The organism is Pedobacter nototheniae (genome assembly GCF_032678625.1).
In the GTDB taxonomy this organism is placed as follows: domain Bacteria; phylum Bacteroidota; class Bacteroidia; order Sphingobacteriales; family Sphingobacteriaceae; genus Pedobacter; species Pedobacter nototheniae_A.
The window spans coordinates 38912-55832 of the sequence record NZ_JAVTSO010000005.1; the positions used below are offsets into that span (position 1 = coordinate 38912).

A 16921-nucleotide genomic window follows, 5' to 3' on the forward strand; every position below is an offset into this window, starting at 1 on the left:
GATGATTCAAAGAAAGGCAAGAAAATTAAGCTGCTAAAATCTATTATACCAAGTGTTAATGATTATAGATCAACAGGCATTTTTGGCGTTTGTCGATAAATTTTGCCAGATGGACCGTTCGTAGAAAAAAAATGCCCGTTGGTAGATTGTTTTATCTTTATTTTGAAAGTTTAACTATTTTGGAAACTTTAATTGTTTATTAAGATAAAATGAAAAAAAGTAAAGGGGCATTAGTACTTCATGGTATATTTTGGTGTTTAATGCTGCTGTTAATTATTATTGATGTTGCATTGAATAAAGAGAAATTTAACATCAAAGATTTTTTCTATAGTAAGGTAATCTTTGGAATAATCAATATCTCTTTATTTTACATCAATTACATTATTCTTATCCCGCAACTTATAGAGAAAAAGAAACGTTACTTTATTTATGTATTGGCATTTGTTGCCCTGCTGGCAGTTGTTCCGTTGCTTAAAACAACACTAACCGTATTAATGCGGAATGATATTTTTGTGAATCTAAAAGATGGCAAGAAACCCGAGCTTACGGTTACACTCTACTATTTCGGACAGGTTTTTATCTGTGGATTCTTTTTAGTATCCAGCTGCATTATAAAATTTACCATCGATTGGTTTAATAGTGAACGGATTAAGCGCAATCTGGAATCTGAACGCAGGGAAATGGAATTACAATTTCTAAAATCGCAGTTAAACCCACATTTTTTATTCAACTCGCTTAATAACATTTACTCCTTAGCGTACCAGAAATCTGATAAAACTGCGGATGCGATTATGAAGCTTTCTGAAATTATGCGCTATATGATTTATGAAAGTAACACGCCAACGGTTTCTTTAAGTAAAGAAGTAGACTATTTAAAAAGTTATATCGAGCTTCAGAAAATAAGGTTTAAGGATGGGGCTTATGTAGAGATGACTTTAAACGGCGAAATTGACGATCAAAAAATAGTGCCCTTAATGTTGATTTCTTTCGTTGAAAATGCTTTTAAACATGGTGTGGTTAATGATCCAGAAGAACCGATTAAAATAAATATTATTGCCAACCAGAAAATTTTGCACTTTAGCGTCGTTAACAAAAAGAACCAGCAGAATAAGGATGCACAGGGTGGGGTTGGCCTGCCTAATGTAGAACGAAGGTTACAATTGATATATCCGGACAGATATAAATTAAATGTTGTAAATTCGGCTACGCATTATAACTGCGAACTGATGATTGATATTTAATATTAATCATTTTAAACTGACCATAAAAAACCTCTTTAAATGAACTTAAACTGTATTGTTGTTGATGATGAGCCTTTGGCACTTGATATTTTAGAAGATTATATTTCTAAAGTTCCATTTTTAACAATGGTTAAGCGTTGCGAAAATCCTATTGAAGCTTTGCAGATTGTACAGGCCGGTGGTGTTGATTTGGTTTTTTTGGATATACAAATGCCTGAATTAACTGGTATACAGTTTTTGAAAATTGCAGGCAACAAATGCCATTATATTTTAACAACCGCCTATCCTGAATATGCACTTGAAAGTTATGATCTTAACGTATCTGATTATTTATTAAAACCGATTGCATTTGATCGTTTTTATAAAGCGGTAGAAAAAGTTCACAACCAGTTTAAACCTGTTGAAGCACCGGCAAGTGTTGCACAGCCCATTGTTACACCTGCTCCCTTTTCAGGATCAGCAAATCCGATTCAGGATTTTATTTTCGTAAAAACAGAACATAAAATACAAAAAATATACCTTCACGATATTTTGTACATCGAAGGCTTGAAAGATTATATCTCTATTTTTACTAAAGATGAACGCATTATTACGCTTCAAAGTATGAAAAAAATGGAAGAAGCTTTACCTCAAAGCCAGTTTATCCGTGTGCACAAATCATATATTGTAGCTGTTGATAAAATAGAAAGTATAGAAAGAAGCCGCATTACCATTAACAATAAAATTATTCCGGTAGGAGATACTTACCGCGATGAGTTTTTTAAAGTAATTGGTAATAAAAATATCTGATACCTAAGGTGCAGAAATAAGGAATTAACTTAGCGGCTGCCCTAAAACTTTTCTTATTCCTGTTTCAATTTCCAGTGTAATTTCATTGGCTGGTTTATCTGCAGGTTCAATAGGTTTTAAAACGGTCCATCTTAAAGCATGCCCTGCTGTTAAGGGAAACATTCCAAAGCGAACTATTTTCCAGGAGTTTTCGATTGCAACAGGTACCACAAGTGCATTGGGTGCCGCTTTTAATAAAGTAGCTACGCCGCCAAACTGGAAGGTTTTTAGTTGTCCGTCTTTTGCTCTGGTGCCTTCAGGAAAAATAACAGCACTCCAGTTGTGCGCTTTCATTCTTCGGCCAAGTTTAATAATCTCAGAAATGGCTTGTTTATTGTCTTTGCGGTTAATGTTTGCACCACCGCCAACCCTAAGGTTTATGGAAATGGAAGGAATACCCTTGGTTAGTTCTATTTTGGAAATAAATTTTGCGTGATGCTTGCGTAAAAACCAAATCAAAGATGGGATGTCGTACATACTTTGATGATTGGCGGCAAATATAATTGGCCTATCGGTTGGTAAATCGTATTCGTTTTTAAAGCTAACCGAATTGAAAAGGAATATCTGGCAATAGGTAAGGAAAAAGTTAAGGGCATCAACAGAAACCTTGTGTGCTTTGTAGCCGAAAAATTTATGACAAACCCATTGTATCGGGTGAAAGATGCAAAGTGTTAATCCAAAAAAGAAATAAAATATTGGGCTTAAAATGTATCCGAAAAACTTGCTCATTTTTGTAGTGAAATTTGGCAAAGGTAAGAATTACAAATCACCGTTTAAAATCATCAGCTGTGCTTTTAAAATTGCAGCAACACTCATGGAGTCTGTAATTTCTCCATTTAAAACCATTTGATAAGCGGCTTCAAAAGGGATTTTCTTTACCACAAGTTGCTCAGTTTCTTCGGGCATGGCAATGCCTTCAATCAAATCGGTGGCAATATATAAGATGGATAACTCGTCGCTAACAGAATTTGAAAGGTGCAAACGTTGAATCTCTTTCCAGTTTTTAGCGCTTAACCCGGTTTCTTCCAATAGTTCTCTTCTTGCACTTTCTAATGGTTCTTCATTCAGCGGACCTCCGCCTTCAGGAATTTCCCAACTGTAAGCTTTTAAAGGATATCGGTATTGTCCAACAAGCCAGGTGTTGTAATCTTCATCAAGTGGTAAAATGCCGATTGCATAATTTTTAAAATGAACCTCGCCATAAATGCCATTTCCACCCGAAGGATTAATAACCTGATGTTCGGTTAGTTTTATCCAGTTGTTATCGTATTTAATTTCGCTGGATAAAGTTTGCCAGGGATTTGTTTCTTCCATATCGCAATATATAAAATATCAATTGAGCTTATTGAACCAGCCGGAGAATAATACTAAGCTGCATGCCTGAGAAAATTTAAAGGGCATAAAAATGCCCCCAAATGTCTGGATTTGGGGGCAATACATGTAAAACGATCTATATATTATTAGAATGAACCTTCGTCAGGTCTGTTTTCCTGCTGATCGTCTTTCTTTGTTTTCTTAAAGTTAAATGTACTTTTCCCGAACCGGTATGAGAAAGTTAAGTTGCCCATTGTACCTTGCATGCGGCGGGCGAAATCAACATTTGTATAATCATCATCCGTGGTCATGCTCCATTTACGGGTGTTAAAAATATCTCTTACGTTAAAACTAAGGGATGCTTTTTTGTTTGGAAAATCATATTTGGCACCGCCATCAATGCCATACATTGCATTGCGTTTACCCTGGGCCATAACTTCAGCTGCTCTGTAATCTCCACGCATCTGTAACGAAACATTTTTAACTACAGTAAGGTTTCCGGTTAAGTTTGCATTCCAGCTAAAACCACTGCTGGTTGGTATGTTGTATCTTGCATCGCCGGCAAACCTGCTCTGATATAAGTTAACGTTTGTGGTAAAGCTTAGTGTTTTAATTAAATCAAAACGTCCAATTAATTCCAAACCGCTATTAATCTGGTGACTTAAATTTTGAGGTGTTGTGGTAATAATTCCATTAACTGGTATGCTTCTTACCCTTTGGATCACATCGTTTGTTTGGCGGAAATATAAACTTGAAGTTAAGGTTACTTTTTTCCAGTATTTACTATACCCTAATTCGAACGAATGTACATCTTCGGGCAATAAATTTGGATTACCAGCCCTGTAATTTAAACGGTCTGAAACATCTAAAAATGGGTTTGTATCCCATGGCCGCGGACGATTTACCCGGCGTGTGTAACTCAATTGCACCTGCTGATCTCCTTTTAACTTTTGCGTCAGAAATACACTTGGATACAATCTTCTATAGGCAATTTTGCCATCAGTGCCGGTTAAAACGCTGCCGGTATATCCATCCAGATGGGTGTTTAAACTGGCATCTTCTGCTCTTAAACCAATCTGGTAACCGAAATCCTTAATCTGATTTTGATAATTTACATATAAGGCATGTACCTGATCTTTACTGCTAAAATCGTTAATTAATTTGTTGTTGGGTACATAAAAATCAATAGCGGTAGAAGCGGAATCGGCATATTGGTTATTGTCGCTTAAACGAATCTGGCTACGATAGCCAGCCTCAACTTTACCCGCTTTCCCAACTGGTAAGCTATAATCTAACTGTATGTTGTAGTTGGTGTTGTTTCCGTTGTTAGTGGTGCGTTGCAGGCTTTGGCTTAAATCAACAGGTGTGCCATTTAAATTGGTTACATTGCTGTTGTATGTTTGAAAGTTATCATTATCACCATGCGAGTAGCCAAAGTTAAAAGTTAATTCCTCTTTAGGTTTCTTAAATTTTTGATTAAAATCGAGGTTCAAATCATAACTGTTTCCACTGCCATTATTTTTGTTGGTGGTGTAGCTGTTTAAAACAGTATTTCTCGAAGAAGAGAGCTGCTGAATGTCTGTAAGCTCGTCGCGATCGTTTTCTCTTGAGTTATAACTACCTGACAGACTGATTATGCTTTTTTGAGTTAAATAATAATCTAAACCCGCTTTAGCATTATGGCCTTTATCTAAGGAAGTAGAAGTTGTGTTTTGATTTGCGAATACAGTTGTGTTTGTAGGTTGTTTATAAAAAATATCCTGATAACCACCACCAATACGGTTGCCATAACGATAGCTGTAATTTCCGTAGAGATTTACTTTGCTGTTTTGGAAACTTAAATTGGTATTTGCATTGTAGTTGTCTCGGTTCCCGGCAGTTACTGCTGCAGAACCATTGAAGCCAAGTTTTGTGTTTTTCTTTAACACAATGTTGATGATACCCGATTGACCTTCAGCGTCGTATTTAGCTGAGGGGTTAGTGATTACTTCAACACTTTCTATTGAACTTGCTGGAATAGACTGAAGAATTTGGGCTACGTTGCCACCAGCAATTAAAGATGGCTTACCATCAATTAAAACTTTTACACCGGTTGAACCCCTTAAGCTTACGTTTCCATCTATATCAGTAGAAACTGAAGGAACATTTTGTAGTAAATCTCCTGCAGAACCACCCTCGCTTACTAAACTTTGATCCACTGAAAAGACTTTTTTATCGATGCCCATTTGCATAGGTGCTTTTTGAGCAGTAACGGTTACCTCGCTTAATACATTTCCTTTAGATGCATTCATTTTAATGTCTCCAAAATTTAAGGTACCACTGCTTGCTGTAATCACCACATTATCTCTAACCATGGTTTGATAGCCTACATAACTAATTTTAAAAGTGAAGGTTCCGGTAGGGATATCTGCCATTACAAAAGCACCATTTATGTCGGTTTGAGTAACTTTTACGTTAGCTTTTGTCGTTTTGTTTATCAATAATGCCGAAGCAAATGGAATGGTTTCCTGCGTTTGGGCATCTTTTAGTGTTCCGGTAATTTTTGCTTTCCCACCTGTTTGGGCAAATAAGCTAAACGATATGAAAAAAAGGAAAAGGGAAATTTTAATTGTTTTGGATTGAAGTATTCTCATTAAATATTAAAAATTTGCGTGTTTTTGTAAAGGGAGACAAAGTAACGGCATGGAAGTTTAAAAAAATGGCCGTAACTATTTTATTACAGCTATTTTAAAGTAATATTTTTGTGGGTTTGTGTAAAAGCGATTAATCGCATTTGTTGTGTTAATAATCACTTCATTAAGGCTTTCTGCAAAACGCTATATTTGATGGGCTTAATCAGGTATATGCTCTATTTGCTTGGCCAATTTGTAAGGTAAAAACATCGCGAAAACAAGAGTTGGTTTAACACAACTTAGCAGCTGCAATTTTCCTCCCAACAAGGCCAGATCACTATTTCTCCGTTAGCTTTTAAACCGGCATGGTCAATGTTTCGGCAGGCACTAAACAAGCCTGCCTACCCACTTTAGAAGAAAGATTGCGAGCGGCAATTTTGCTTCTTTGGTTGCCAAAGAAGAGAAGCCCGCGGCTGGATAGCGTTGTCTTGGCCAGACGGGCTTTTTTCTTTTTCTTGATAAAAAGAAACAAAAATCAAGGCTTGCATCCTTTCTTGAATAGCATCATCAGAATTTCAATAGCGGTAATATGAGGCTTAGCCCATTTCATAGCCATGCGCACGCTGTATATTCCCTTGGCTATTCGAAGCATGAAAGGGAGTATAAGAATTCTAATATGCTCTTCTGCGAAATGCTGCTATGCCGGATGCGTGCTTGGGTAAAAATAGTAGAAAATTTAAGGTTTGTTTAGTATGGTTTAGCAACTGTAATTTCCACCCAACAAGGCCAGATCACTATTTCTCCGTTAAACTTTTAAACCGGCATGGTCAATGTTTCGGTTAGCACTGAAAAAGCCTTATTACTAACTTTAAAAGAAAGATTGCGAGCCGGCAACTTTGCTTCTTTGGTTGCCAAAGAAGAGAAGCTCCGTGGCCAGCGGCTGGATGAAATTGTCTTGGCCAGACGGGCCTTTTTTCTTTTTCTTGATAAAAAGAAACAAAAATCAAGGCTTGCATCCTTTCTTGAATAGCATCATCAGAATTCCAATAGCGGCAATATGGGGCTTAGCCCAATTCATAGCCCTGCGCCCGCTGTATATTCCCTTGGTTATTCGGAACATGATAGGGAGTATAAGAATTCTAATATACTCTTCTGCGAAATGCTGCTATGCCGGATGCATACTTGGGTAAAAATAGTAGAAAATTTAAGGTTTGTTTAGTATGGTTTAGCAACTGTAATTTCCACCCAATAAGGCCAAAGCACGATTTCTACGTTAAACTTTTAAACCGGCATGGTCAATGTTTCGGGGGGCACTGTACAAGCCTTATTACTTACTTTAACAGAAAGATTGCAAGCCGGCAACTTTGCTTCTTTGGTTGTCCAAAGAAGAGAAGCCTCCGCGGCAAGCGGCTGGATAATATTGTCTTGGCACATAGCGATAAATAATGACATAATTTTGCCACTACGATCTATTTGTAATGTTACTTTTGTGTTATCATGAGTGAAAAAATTTTAATTGTTGATGATTTACACCCTACCTTTAAAGAGCAAGCCATAGCTATGGGGTATGAGGTAGACGACGAGCCTTTAATTACCAGACAACAAACTTTGGATCGAATAAAAGATTATGCTGGTATCGCTGTGCGTACAAAGTTTAGGATTGATGCTGAAATTTTTAATGCTGCTCCAAATTTGAAGTTTGTGGCCCGAGCAGGTGCAGGACTCGATAATATTGATGATAAAATTGCTTTTGAACGTAATATTCAATTAATTAATGCACCAGAAGGTAATTGTGATGCTGTTGGCGAGCATGCCATCGGTTTACTTTTATCTTTAATGAATAATTTCCGCAAAGCTGATATTGAAATCAGAAATGGAGTTTGGGATCGGGAAGGAAGTCGTGGGTACGAACTTAAGGGTAAAAAAGTGGGTATTATCGGCTATGGTTTTATGGGACAAAGTTTTGCAAAAAAACTGGCTGGCTTTGAAGTTGACGTAATGGCTTATGATAAGTATAAAACTGGTTTTAGCGATGCTTTTGCCAAAGAAGTAAGTATGGAAGAAATTGTAAAACACAGTGATGTTTTAAGTTTACATATTCCGCTAACCACTGAAACTAAACAAATGGTTACCGATGAATATTTCTTTCATTTTAAAAAGCCGATTTTCTTTATCAACACCGCAAGGGGAGAGATTGTGCATACTGCTGCTGTACTTAATAACCTTAAATCAGGGAAAATATTGGGTGCTGGTTTAGATGTTTTAGAAACAGAAAAATTTCCTGCACTTGGAGAGCAAAACTGGTATAACGATTTAAAAGCGAACGAAAAAGTAATTTTAACACCACATGTTGGGGGCTGGACTTTTGACTCTTACCGTAAAATTTCTGAGGTCTTGGCAGAGAAGTTGAGGAATTTATAATAACCGCGCGTCATTCTGAACTTGTTTCAGAATCCTTCTGTTAGACCCTGAAATAAATTCAGGGTGACGGTGGAAATATCAAATGGTTCACAAATCAATTTTCTTTAACCCGAAAGTCATTAGTGTTGTTAACAATAAAAATAGCGTTAATATGCATTAATACGAATATAAACATGGGAAGACTATTGGTATCAAATTTAATATGACGGAACAATCTTTCCTTAAAATCTACCATCAAATCAATCTTAATTCCTTAAATTGGCTATATACATTCTAACTCATTATATCATGCCGAAAGATCATCTATACAAAACTACTGTAACCTGGACCGGTAATAAGGGCTCGGGTACAATGGATTACCGTTCGTACGATCGCGATTATATGATTTCTATCAATGGAAAAGCCGATATTTCGGGTTCATCAGACTCTGCTTTTTTAGGTGATAAATCAAAATACAATCCCGAAGATTTGTTGCTGGCTTCAATATCAAGCTGTCATATGCTTTGGTATTTGCACCTATGCTCAAAGAATGAAATTGTGGTTATTGATTATCAAGATGATGCAACAGGTACAATGGAAGAATTGGCAGATGGAAGTGGGAAGTTTAAAGAAGTTACTTTACATCCAAAGGTTTTAATTGCCGATAAGGCACATCACGATTTGGCAAATACACTGCATCAGGAAGCCAATAAAATGTGTTTCATCGCTAATTCGCTTAATTTTCCGGTAAAACACGAACCAAATTGTACCGCTGAAAACGAATAAGTATTTGTAGCAATACTGTTGATCATTAAACAATTTCAGTTGTTGATTCTTTGTAACTTAAAATCACCAACTGAAATTGAATTATTTTGCTTCCCAAACATTGTCTTTTGGTGTGGCATCCATAAAAATGTTGCCATCAAGCGTAACTGATTTTATTTTTTTAGCATGGTTTAATGCCACTGAAATCTGTTTTTCGCTGTTTTTCCAAACTGCAGGTGTTTTATGGATGGTTTCTGTTTTTCCATCTGCATACTTTATTACAACATCGAAAGGAATAGCAAAGCCACCTTCATTTTTAATACTGATCGTGGTTTTTCCTGCTGCAGCTTTAACATTGGTTAATGCCAAATCGATATAATTGTTGGTGAAAAACCAGTTGTTAAAAAACCAGTTTAAGTTTTGTCCCGAGCCACTGTTCATGGAGTTGAAATAATCCCATGGAATGGGGTGTTTACCATTCCAGTTATCCATATAAGTGTGTAATGCTTTTTTAAATAAATCATCACCAAGCATATCTTTTAAAGCTAAATAAGATAAAGAGGCTTTGCCATAAGAGTTATTTCCATAACCTGCACCCGAAACCTGATCTGACATTGAAATAACAGGCTGGTCTTCTTCCGCCGATTTATCGTTTATATATTGGTTAACCCTGAACGATTTATAAAATTTATCTGCTGATTCTTTACCATGTTCGGCAATGCCAATTAAATATTCAAAAGTTGTTGCCCAACCCTCATCCATGTAAGCGTAACGGGTTTCATTAATGCCCATGTAAAAAGGGAAATAGGTATGTGCAACTTCATGATCTTGCACCAATTGAGCAAAAATAGGATCTCCAAAATTAGAGTCATTTACCATCATTGGGTATTCCATATCTGCAAACCCTTGGAAAGCGGTCATTTTTGAAAAGGGGTAAGGAACGCCGGGCCAGTTATTAGAGAACCACGCTAAAGCATAAACATTGTTTTTTACAGAATTGATAAAATCTTTGCCTGTTGCACCGTTATAAGCAGCCTGAGCACTTGCTCTGCGGTTGGTTTTAGGATCAACTACAACACTCGCTGCATCCCATAAATAGTGGTTGCTTAATGCAAAACATACATCGGTAATGTGGTTTGCAGAAAACTTCCAGGTATTCCAGTCATTTTGTAAGGTAACTTTTCCGTCTTTTAACTCTTGCTCATTCGCAATGTGGATGACATCTTCACCCAGATAAGATTTTTTCAAACGGGCGGAAATTTCAGGTTGTAGTACTTCATCCGGATTTAAAAAATCGCCGGTAGCATAAACTACATAGTTTTTTGGCGCTTTAACAGAGAATACATAATCGTTAAAATCATTGTAAAACTCAGCTCTATCCGTATGTGGAATTCTATCCCAGCCATTGTAGTCATCGTAAACAGAAATACGAGGATAACTGTAAGCTACATAAAAGGAGTTGGGATCTATTTGCCCTTCCCGGCCACTTTCTTTTGATAAAGGATAATCCCAGTCTATTTTAACGGTAATTTTAGTGCCTGGAAGCAAAGGTTTTTTTAACTTTACATTTCCTACCGTGCCCCAGTTTTTACTGTCAACCTTATAAACTTCGCCATCTACAGAAAAGGCCTGGATATTTAAACCGGTGCTTAAAAAATCTTCACTTACACTACCGCTTCTTGGCGAAGTAGGTTTATGTAAATTGTTAACAAACCGGATGGCCAAATTCCTTAACGTATCTGTACTATTGTTGCTGTATATAATTTCTTCTTTACCATTAACAACTTTTGTTTCGGCATCAACGGTAAGATCCATGTTGTATTTGCCATGGTTTTGCCAATAATTTTTGCCAGGTTTCCCATCGTAAGAACGAGTGCCTTTACTATATGCCGCTTTAATGTTTCTTGGCATATAAAGGGATTGAGCAAAGATGCTTCCGCTGGCTAAAAACAGAATCACCGATACAGAGAATAACTTCTTCATGATTTTTTATTGAATAATTTAAAGCTAAGCTAAATAAAAATGCGCTAATGTTTAAACTGTAAGTGGAAAGTTATAATGCACGGGTGGCGTATTTAAAATACTCGATTAAACAATTATTAAAAAATTAACGGATCTCGCATTTAGCTTAAGGCAGTCCCGCCCTTTGCTAAATCCCGATGAAGGGATCGGGATACCGCTGCCGGTCGGGTTTATTTAACATATGGCTGTAGTTCATTTCAAGTACCCATTTCCCTGATGCGTATATGTACTATATACTTTTTGCAAGGATCATTATTGTTCACAAAGCTAAAAACCTATTGCATTCTGATGGTTTAGAATGATATAAATCTAAAAACATGATTATTTATTTGCTTTTGTAATTTCAGCATTTTATCTTCGTTATAATTGAAGCAAGACTATGTAGGCCTAAAGCCGATGTAGTCTTGTTTGTTTTTTATAGGATTACATAAAAATTAATTGAGCAATGACAGAGGTAACATACTATACCCAAGAGGGTTTAGATAAACTAAGAGAGGAAGTACATTATTTAACTACCACCGGTCGTCAGCTAATATCTAAAGCAATTGCTGAGGCCAGAGATAAAGGTGATTTATCTGAGAATGCAGAGTACGACGCAGCTAAAGAAGCGCAAGGTTTGCATGAAGCTAAGATTTCTAAACTAAAAAATACGCTTGCTAATGCACGCTTAATTGATGAATCTAAACTGGATACATCAAAAGTACTTGCACTATCTATAGTTAAAATTAAAAATGTTAAAAACGGGGCAACCATGACTTATCAATTGGTAGCCGAAACCGAAGCTGATTTAAAAACAGGAAAAATTTCTGTTAAATCGCCTATCGCCCAGGGTTTATTGGGGAAATCGGTAGGGGAGTTTGCCGAAATTGAAGTACCTGCAGGTAAAATGCAGTTTGAAGTTTTAGAAATTTCAAGATAGGGTAAAGGCGGAGAGCTTTAAGCCTGAGGCATTTCTCTCCGCTATTACAAACTTTATACTTTTAACCTTATAGCCCACACCTCAAATGACCATATTTTCAAAAATTGTTGCCGGTGAAATTACTGCACATGTTGTTGCTGAAACGGTAGAATATTTAGCTTTTTTAGATGTTCAGCCTTTAACTGCCGGACATGTACTGGTGATTCCTAAAATCGAAAGAGATTATATTTTTGATATGGAGGAAGATTTATATGTTGGGCTTTGGATGTTTGCCAAAATTGTAGCTAAAGGATTAAAAGTTGCTTTTCCTTGTAAAAAAGTTGGCGTATCTGTTATCGGACTTGAAGTTCCGCATGCACACATTCATCTGATCCCGATGAATAATGTGAGCGACATGAACTTTAGTAAGGAAAAATTAAAGCCAACAGAAGAAGAATTGGCACAAGCCGCAGCAAAAATCAGAGAAGCTTTATCTGAAATATAAAAAAGGCCGACTGTGAAAACATCAGCCGACCATCCTACCCCGCCATTCCCAAATGATTAAGGTCCCGGAGCAACCGTAGCATTTAGTTGTAGTACTGACCATAAAGTGCCAATGCCTCCTTGGGTAAACCCTTTATTATCACCTCTCTTAGTATCTGATGCGAAATAATACAATGGCCACCCTTTATAAGTGAGCTGTTTTTTATTAATTGTGGCTACAGTAATTACCGCAATATCTGCCTTTGCTATGGAAGAAGGTAGGCCAAGTATTTCTGATTGGTAAACGGGCCAAATCCCTTCTTGTGTAGTGCTTTTGGTAAAGGTGTTTACGCCATTCTTATCTGGTGAAAAAGCATAAAGAGTTCTTCCAAAAGCATCTGTAAAATACTTTGTAGTTCCCGTTCCTTCTACGTAAGCATTAGTATAGCTTTTTGTGTTATTACCAATTAATTGTGCGTTGGCCAGCATCAACGAATAATCAGGCTTTGCTACAAACCAGATTCCGCCAATACCATCGCCCTTAACATCACCTTTTGCAGCATCGCCAGAAAAGTAATAAAGCGGGTAACCGCGGTAAGTGCTTTGTTTACGGCCATCGGCGCGGGTAACTTCGCCAACTTCGGCTTTGTTCAGGTTTAAGTCAGTACTGGCATCGGCAGAATAATAAAGTGGCCAGGTTGTTTCGCAACCACCAGTACAGGTTGGTGTTCCGGCAGCATCAGAAGAGAAAAAGTATAAGCTTTTTCCATCTTTATCTTGTAATACAGATCCAAATTTAGCATCTGTAGCCAGTTGGATTCCCTTATTAGTGTTGGTAACAGGTGGAGTTGTAGGTTCTTCCGAACTATTTTTCTTGCAGGCAGTAAATACCAGGGCCATACAGCTAATGGCCAACAGGTTTCTTTTTAAGTAGATTAGCATAAGATTTCGTTTTTAGTTTTAACTTTAATAAATGAGTATGCTGCTATTACGCCCCGGGGTTGTAAATGGTTGCTTTCAGCATCAAGATTTTGTGCTAAAACCAACGAAATAAAATAATTTCAAAAAAAAATATTTTTCAGGCAACCTTTTATAATCCGCTACCGTAATGTGTTTTGAAAGGAGAACTTGTGACCGCTAATAGCGATACTGAACATATTATACAGAAGCATATTCAGGGCTGTGTTAGAAATGAAAGAGGTAGTCAAAAAGTACTATACAAGCATTTCTATAGCTTTGCTATGGGCATTTGTTTGCGTTATACAAACGATCGGCTGGATGCTGCGGGGATACTGAATGATGCCTTTTTTAAAGCCTTCAAAAATATTTCAAAATACGAAACTTCAAAAGCATTTATGCCCTGGTTGGGGCGCATAATAACCAATACTGCTATAGATTATTACCGTGCCAATTTAAAATTTGCCGATCATGTGGATATTCTGGATCACGAAAATATTGCTCAGGTAAGTTCGGTATACGATAAGCTGGCTTATCACGATCTGCTGGCATTGGTTCAGAACTTAAGCCCGGCGTACCGTACCGTTTTTAATCTTTTTGCAATAGATGGTTACAGCCATGAAGAAATTGGCGAAATGTTGCAAATATCGATAGGTACGTCAAAGTCGAACCTGTTTAAGGCGAGACAGAAATTACAGGAAATGTTAAAAGCTACTGAAGCGAAAACTTACCAGGTAAGGAATTCGGGAGCAGATAGAAACCTTTTACAGATGAGGTTAAATACAAATATGCAATGAAAGAGGGAAAAGATATAGATAAATTATTTAAGGATGGATTGGAAAACCCCGATCTTCCTTTTAATGATTTAGATTGGGATGATCTGGAGGAAAGATTGCATCCAAAGCCAAAAAGGAGAATTGTGCCTATGGTTTGGCTTGCTGCTGCAGCAGGAATTGCTGCAATGTTACTAATCGTATTTTTACTGGTAAAACTATCAGGTAATCCAATTGGTGTTCATCCTGTGGTAAAAACCAACTCGGGTAATAAAAATAATGATCAGCCACAAAAAAGTACAGGTGGGGCGACCGAAACGCCAACAAAAGAGCAAAATCCGGCTGTAAATAAAGGTTCGGAGGCTTTGGCGCTAATTGAAAACCCTAAAAAAATTAGAGATAACCAAACAGAAAAAATTACATATGTAAAAGAAAAAACGCCGAAAGGAATCGAAACGGGAGGTTACAGTACCAACGTTGTGGCTAACGTAGTCTATAAACCAACCTTGGGCGCTGAGATTGATTCAGTAGAGTTTAATGAACAGTTGATCGCCAGTATTGCAACTGGTAAAACCGAGCGTATTGCACCCCCGGTTTTAAAGAAAAAATCGCGTTTTGTACTGAGCATTTTGGCTGCACCCGATTTAACCAGTGTTCAGAAATCGGGTACAAATAATTTGAGTGGTAGTTTTGGGATAGAAGTCACCATGTTCCTGACAAAAAAACTGAGTATCACTACAGGTGCCGCTTATGCGAAGAAAATTTACAACACGGATTTTAGTTTGTACAGACCAAATACCAATTATGTTTTTAAAGTTGCACCAACAAATATCCATGCCAACTGCGATGTAATCGATATTCCATTAAATGTAAATTATAAGGTTTTCGGCAACAGTCGAAATGTGATTACCGTAAGTACTGGGCTGTCGAGTTATTTAATGTTAAAAGAGCAATACAGTTATACTTACGATGGTGCTTACCAGGGGCCGCAGGGGTTTGAAGTGAAAAACCGCAACCAACATTATTTAGGTATTGCCAATGTAGGGGTGGAGTTTCAGCATAAAATAAACAACAATTTAAGCATCAGTGCCAAGCCATTTATGAAAATTCCATTAACCAACATCGGTTATGGCAACTCAAAGCTATCCTCAACAGGTGTAGCAGTTTCGGTAAATATGAACTTGTTTAAGCGGAATTAGGGCTCGTGTCTCCTAACCCACCGTCATGCTGAGAGATCAGTTTTCTTAGAAAAAAAGTAATTGGCACAACCCTAACCGATCGTCATTGCGAACGGAAGCACGGGGAATTGCGTGGGCGTGAAGCAATCTTTTCAACTAAGCGATATTATTTAGGTGCAAAATAACTAACAGGAAAGATTGCTTTGTTGTTCCTCCTCGCAATGACGACCAATCTTCGTAATCTGTTATTGACGATTTATTTCAGCTTCTTAAAGTTATTCGGAGATTTATGGCCATCTTTTACTTTTTATGATAAGGATTTGGCTCAGGCAAAGGTACAAAGTCTGTTTCACCAGGTACCGGTTTGAAACTTTGCTCCAGCCATTTCTGTTTTGCTTTTTCAATCAGTTCTTTATCTGAAGCCACAAAATTCCAATAAATAAAACGTTCTTCAGGAAAAGGTTCTCCTCCAAAAATATAGACTGTTGTATTTTCGTGCATTTCAAACGAACAAAGCTTGGCATCTTTGGCAATTAAAATTTGTTTAGGTTCATAAACATAACCTTCACTTTCTATTGCGCCTTCGAGAATATATAAAGCACTTTCACCGAATAAATCATGGCCAATATTTACCGTTTGTTTTTTGCTGCTTTTTAATTCCAGAAAATATAAAGGACTATAAACCGGAACAGGAGACTTTTTACCAAATGCTTCACCCGCAATTAATTTAAAGTCAACACCATCTTGTTTCCAGCCAGGAATATCCGTTTCATCGGCGTGAAAAAATGCAGGTTCCATTTGTTCCAAATCTTTTGGCAGGGCCACCCAAATCTGTAGCCCATGAAGCATTTTATCGGTATGGCGTAAATATTCAGGCGTTCTTTCTGAATGTACAATTCCGCTGCCTGAAGTCATCCAGTTTACCTGGCCGGGTTTAATGACCACGTTTGTACCCAAACTGTCTTTGTGTGTAATTTCTCCTTCAAAAAGAAAAGTGAGGGTAGAAAGACCGATATGGGGATGCGGCGGAACATCAAGGTTTTGATGGTCTTTTAAGGCAGCTGGTCCCATATGATCAATAAAAGAAAATGGGCCAACCATTCGTTTTTCCCTGAAAGGCAATAATCTGCCAACCATGAAATTACCAATATTAGCGGGTCTTTCTTCGATAATGAGTTTAATATTTGACATAGTGCTGTTTGTTTTTGATGTTGTGAATTTAGGGAAAAACTGCGGGAGTTGAGGCGAAAATCTATTGACTAACTAATTGCATAGTAAGATAAGGCCTGGGAATAATCACGAGAAAGCGAACGAAAAACATCTTCCTATTCTAACTACTGTGACATTATTTTGAACGAAAACGAATCTATTTGAGAAAACTTATATCATCCGACTTTTTTTGAAAGCAATTGTAGAGGCTTTTAGGTTATTGCAATCCCGCTCCCGCTTC

The 16921-nt window shown here is 37.2% G+C and carries 15 protein-coding genes; 9 read left to right on the plus strand and 6 right to left on the minus strand.

Features of this window, described 5'->3' with window-relative positions; genetic code table 11:
* The first annotated feature begins 209 nt into the window (after positions 1-209).
* Together R2Q77_RS15030 and R2Q77_RS15035 are read left to right on the plus strand one after the other, a co-directional pair.
* The gene (locus tag R2Q77_RS15030) at positions 210-1241 is read left to right on the plus strand and encodes a sensor histidine kinase (RefSeq protein WP_316804549.1); all 1032 of its coding nucleotides are present in this window, start codon (positions 210-212) and stop codon (positions 1239-1241) included.
* Positions 1242-1280: 39 nt separating this feature from the next.
* The gene (locus R2Q77_RS15035; RefSeq protein ID WP_316804550.1) at positions 1281-2030 is read left to right on the plus strand and encodes a LytTR family DNA-binding domain-containing protein; all 750 of its coding nucleotides are present in this window, start codon (positions 1281-1283) and stop codon (positions 2028-2030) included.
* Positions 2031-2054: 24 nt separating this feature from the next.
* Here the strand turns inward: R2Q77_RS15035 and R2Q77_RS15040 are convergent, their stop codons facing one another.
* The 3 genes from R2Q77_RS15040 to R2Q77_RS15050 all read right to left on the minus strand — a co-directional run bounded on the left by R2Q77_RS15040 (position 2055) and on the right by R2Q77_RS15050 (position 6016).
* A complete protein-coding gene (locus R2Q77_RS15040; protein WP_316804551.1) occupies positions 2055-2798 on the minus strand; it encodes a lysophospholipid acyltransferase family protein in 744 nt (247 codons plus the stop codon).
* A gap of 30 nt (positions 2799-2828) precedes the next feature.
* On the minus strand, positions 2829-3383 hold the full coding sequence (locus tag R2Q77_RS15045; RefSeq protein WP_316804552.1) for an NUDIX hydrolase: 555 nt from the start codon (positions 3381-3383) through the stop codon (positions 2829-2831).
* Between the two features lie 146 nt (positions 3384-3529).
* A complete protein-coding gene (locus tag R2Q77_RS15050) occupies positions 3530-6016 on the minus strand; it encodes a TonB-dependent receptor domain-containing protein (protein WP_316804553.1) in 2487 nt (828 codons plus the stop codon).
* An 802-nt stretch (positions 6017-6818) separates the two neighbouring features.
* Between R2Q77_RS15050 and R2Q77_RS15055 the strand changes: the two genes are divergently transcribed.
* The 3 genes from R2Q77_RS15055 (at position 6819) to R2Q77_RS15065 (ending at position 9181) form a co-directional block, all read left to right on the plus strand.
* Positions 6819-7025 carry a hypothetical protein gene (locus R2Q77_RS15055; RefSeq protein ID WP_316804554.1) on the plus strand — a complete coding sequence of 69 codons (207 nt, stop codon included), beginning with the start codon at positions 6819-6821 and terminating at the stop codon, positions 7023-7025.
* A 467-nt stretch (positions 7026-7492) separates the two neighbouring features.
* Positions 7493-8416, plus strand: coding sequence for an NAD(P)-dependent oxidoreductase (locus R2Q77_RS15060; protein ID WP_316804555.1), 924 nt, complete (start codon positions 7493-7495; stop codon positions 8414-8416).
* A 288-nt stretch (positions 8417-8704) separates the two neighbouring features.
* Positions 8705-9181 carry an OsmC family protein gene (locus tag R2Q77_RS15065; RefSeq protein WP_316804556.1) on the plus strand — a complete coding sequence of 159 codons (477 nt, stop codon included), beginning with the start codon at positions 8705-8707 and terminating at the stop codon, positions 9179-9181.
* A gap of 81 nt (positions 9182-9262) precedes the next feature.
* Here the strand turns inward: R2Q77_RS15065 and R2Q77_RS15070 are convergent, their stop codons facing one another.
* Entirely contained in the window at positions 9263-11143 is a 1881-nt protein-coding gene (locus tag R2Q77_RS15070; protein ID WP_316804557.1) for a M1 family metallopeptidase, read from the minus strand.
* Between the two features lie 484 nt (positions 11144-11627).
* Between R2Q77_RS15070 and greA the strand changes: the two genes are divergently transcribed.
* On the plus strand, positions 11628-12101 hold the full coding sequence (gene greA, locus R2Q77_RS15075) for a transcription elongation factor GreA (protein WP_131537690.1): 474 nt from the start codon (positions 11628-11630) through the stop codon (positions 12099-12101).
* An 85-nt stretch (positions 12102-12186) separates the two neighbouring features.
* The gene (locus R2Q77_RS15080; RefSeq protein WP_316804558.1) at positions 12187-12585 is read left to right on the plus strand and encodes an HIT family protein; all 399 of its coding nucleotides are present in this window, start codon (positions 12187-12189) and stop codon (positions 12583-12585) included.
* A gap of 56 nt (positions 12586-12641) precedes the next feature.
* On the opposite strand, the gene R2Q77_RS15085 is transcribed toward R2Q77_RS15080, so the two are convergent.
* Complete coding sequence (locus tag R2Q77_RS15085; protein ID WP_316804559.1) at positions 12642-13505, minus strand: hypothetical protein; 864 nt, start codon at positions 13503-13505, stop codon at positions 12642-12644.
* Positions 13506-13678: 173 nt separating this feature from the next.
* Between R2Q77_RS15085 and R2Q77_RS15090 the strand changes: the two genes are divergently transcribed.
* The gene (locus R2Q77_RS15090; protein WP_316804560.1) at positions 13679-14317 is read left to right on the plus strand and encodes a sigma-70 family RNA polymerase sigma factor; all 639 of its coding nucleotides are present in this window, start codon (positions 13679-13681) and stop codon (positions 14315-14317) included.
* Positions 14314-15492, plus strand: a complete 1179-nt coding sequence (locus tag R2Q77_RS15095; RefSeq protein WP_316804561.1) for a hypothetical protein — start codon at positions 14314-14316, stop codon at positions 15490-15492. Before R2Q77_RS15090 ends, R2Q77_RS15095 begins: the two co-directional genes overlap by 4 nt.
* A 279-nt stretch (positions 15493-15771) precedes the next feature.
* On the opposite strand, the gene R2Q77_RS15100 is transcribed toward R2Q77_RS15095, so the two are convergent.
* The gene (locus R2Q77_RS15100) at positions 15772-16662 is read right to left on the minus strand and encodes a pirin family protein (protein WP_316804562.1); all 891 of its coding nucleotides are present in this window, start codon (positions 16660-16662) and stop codon (positions 15772-15774) included.
* Between the last annotated feature and the right edge of the window lie 259 nt (positions 16663-16921).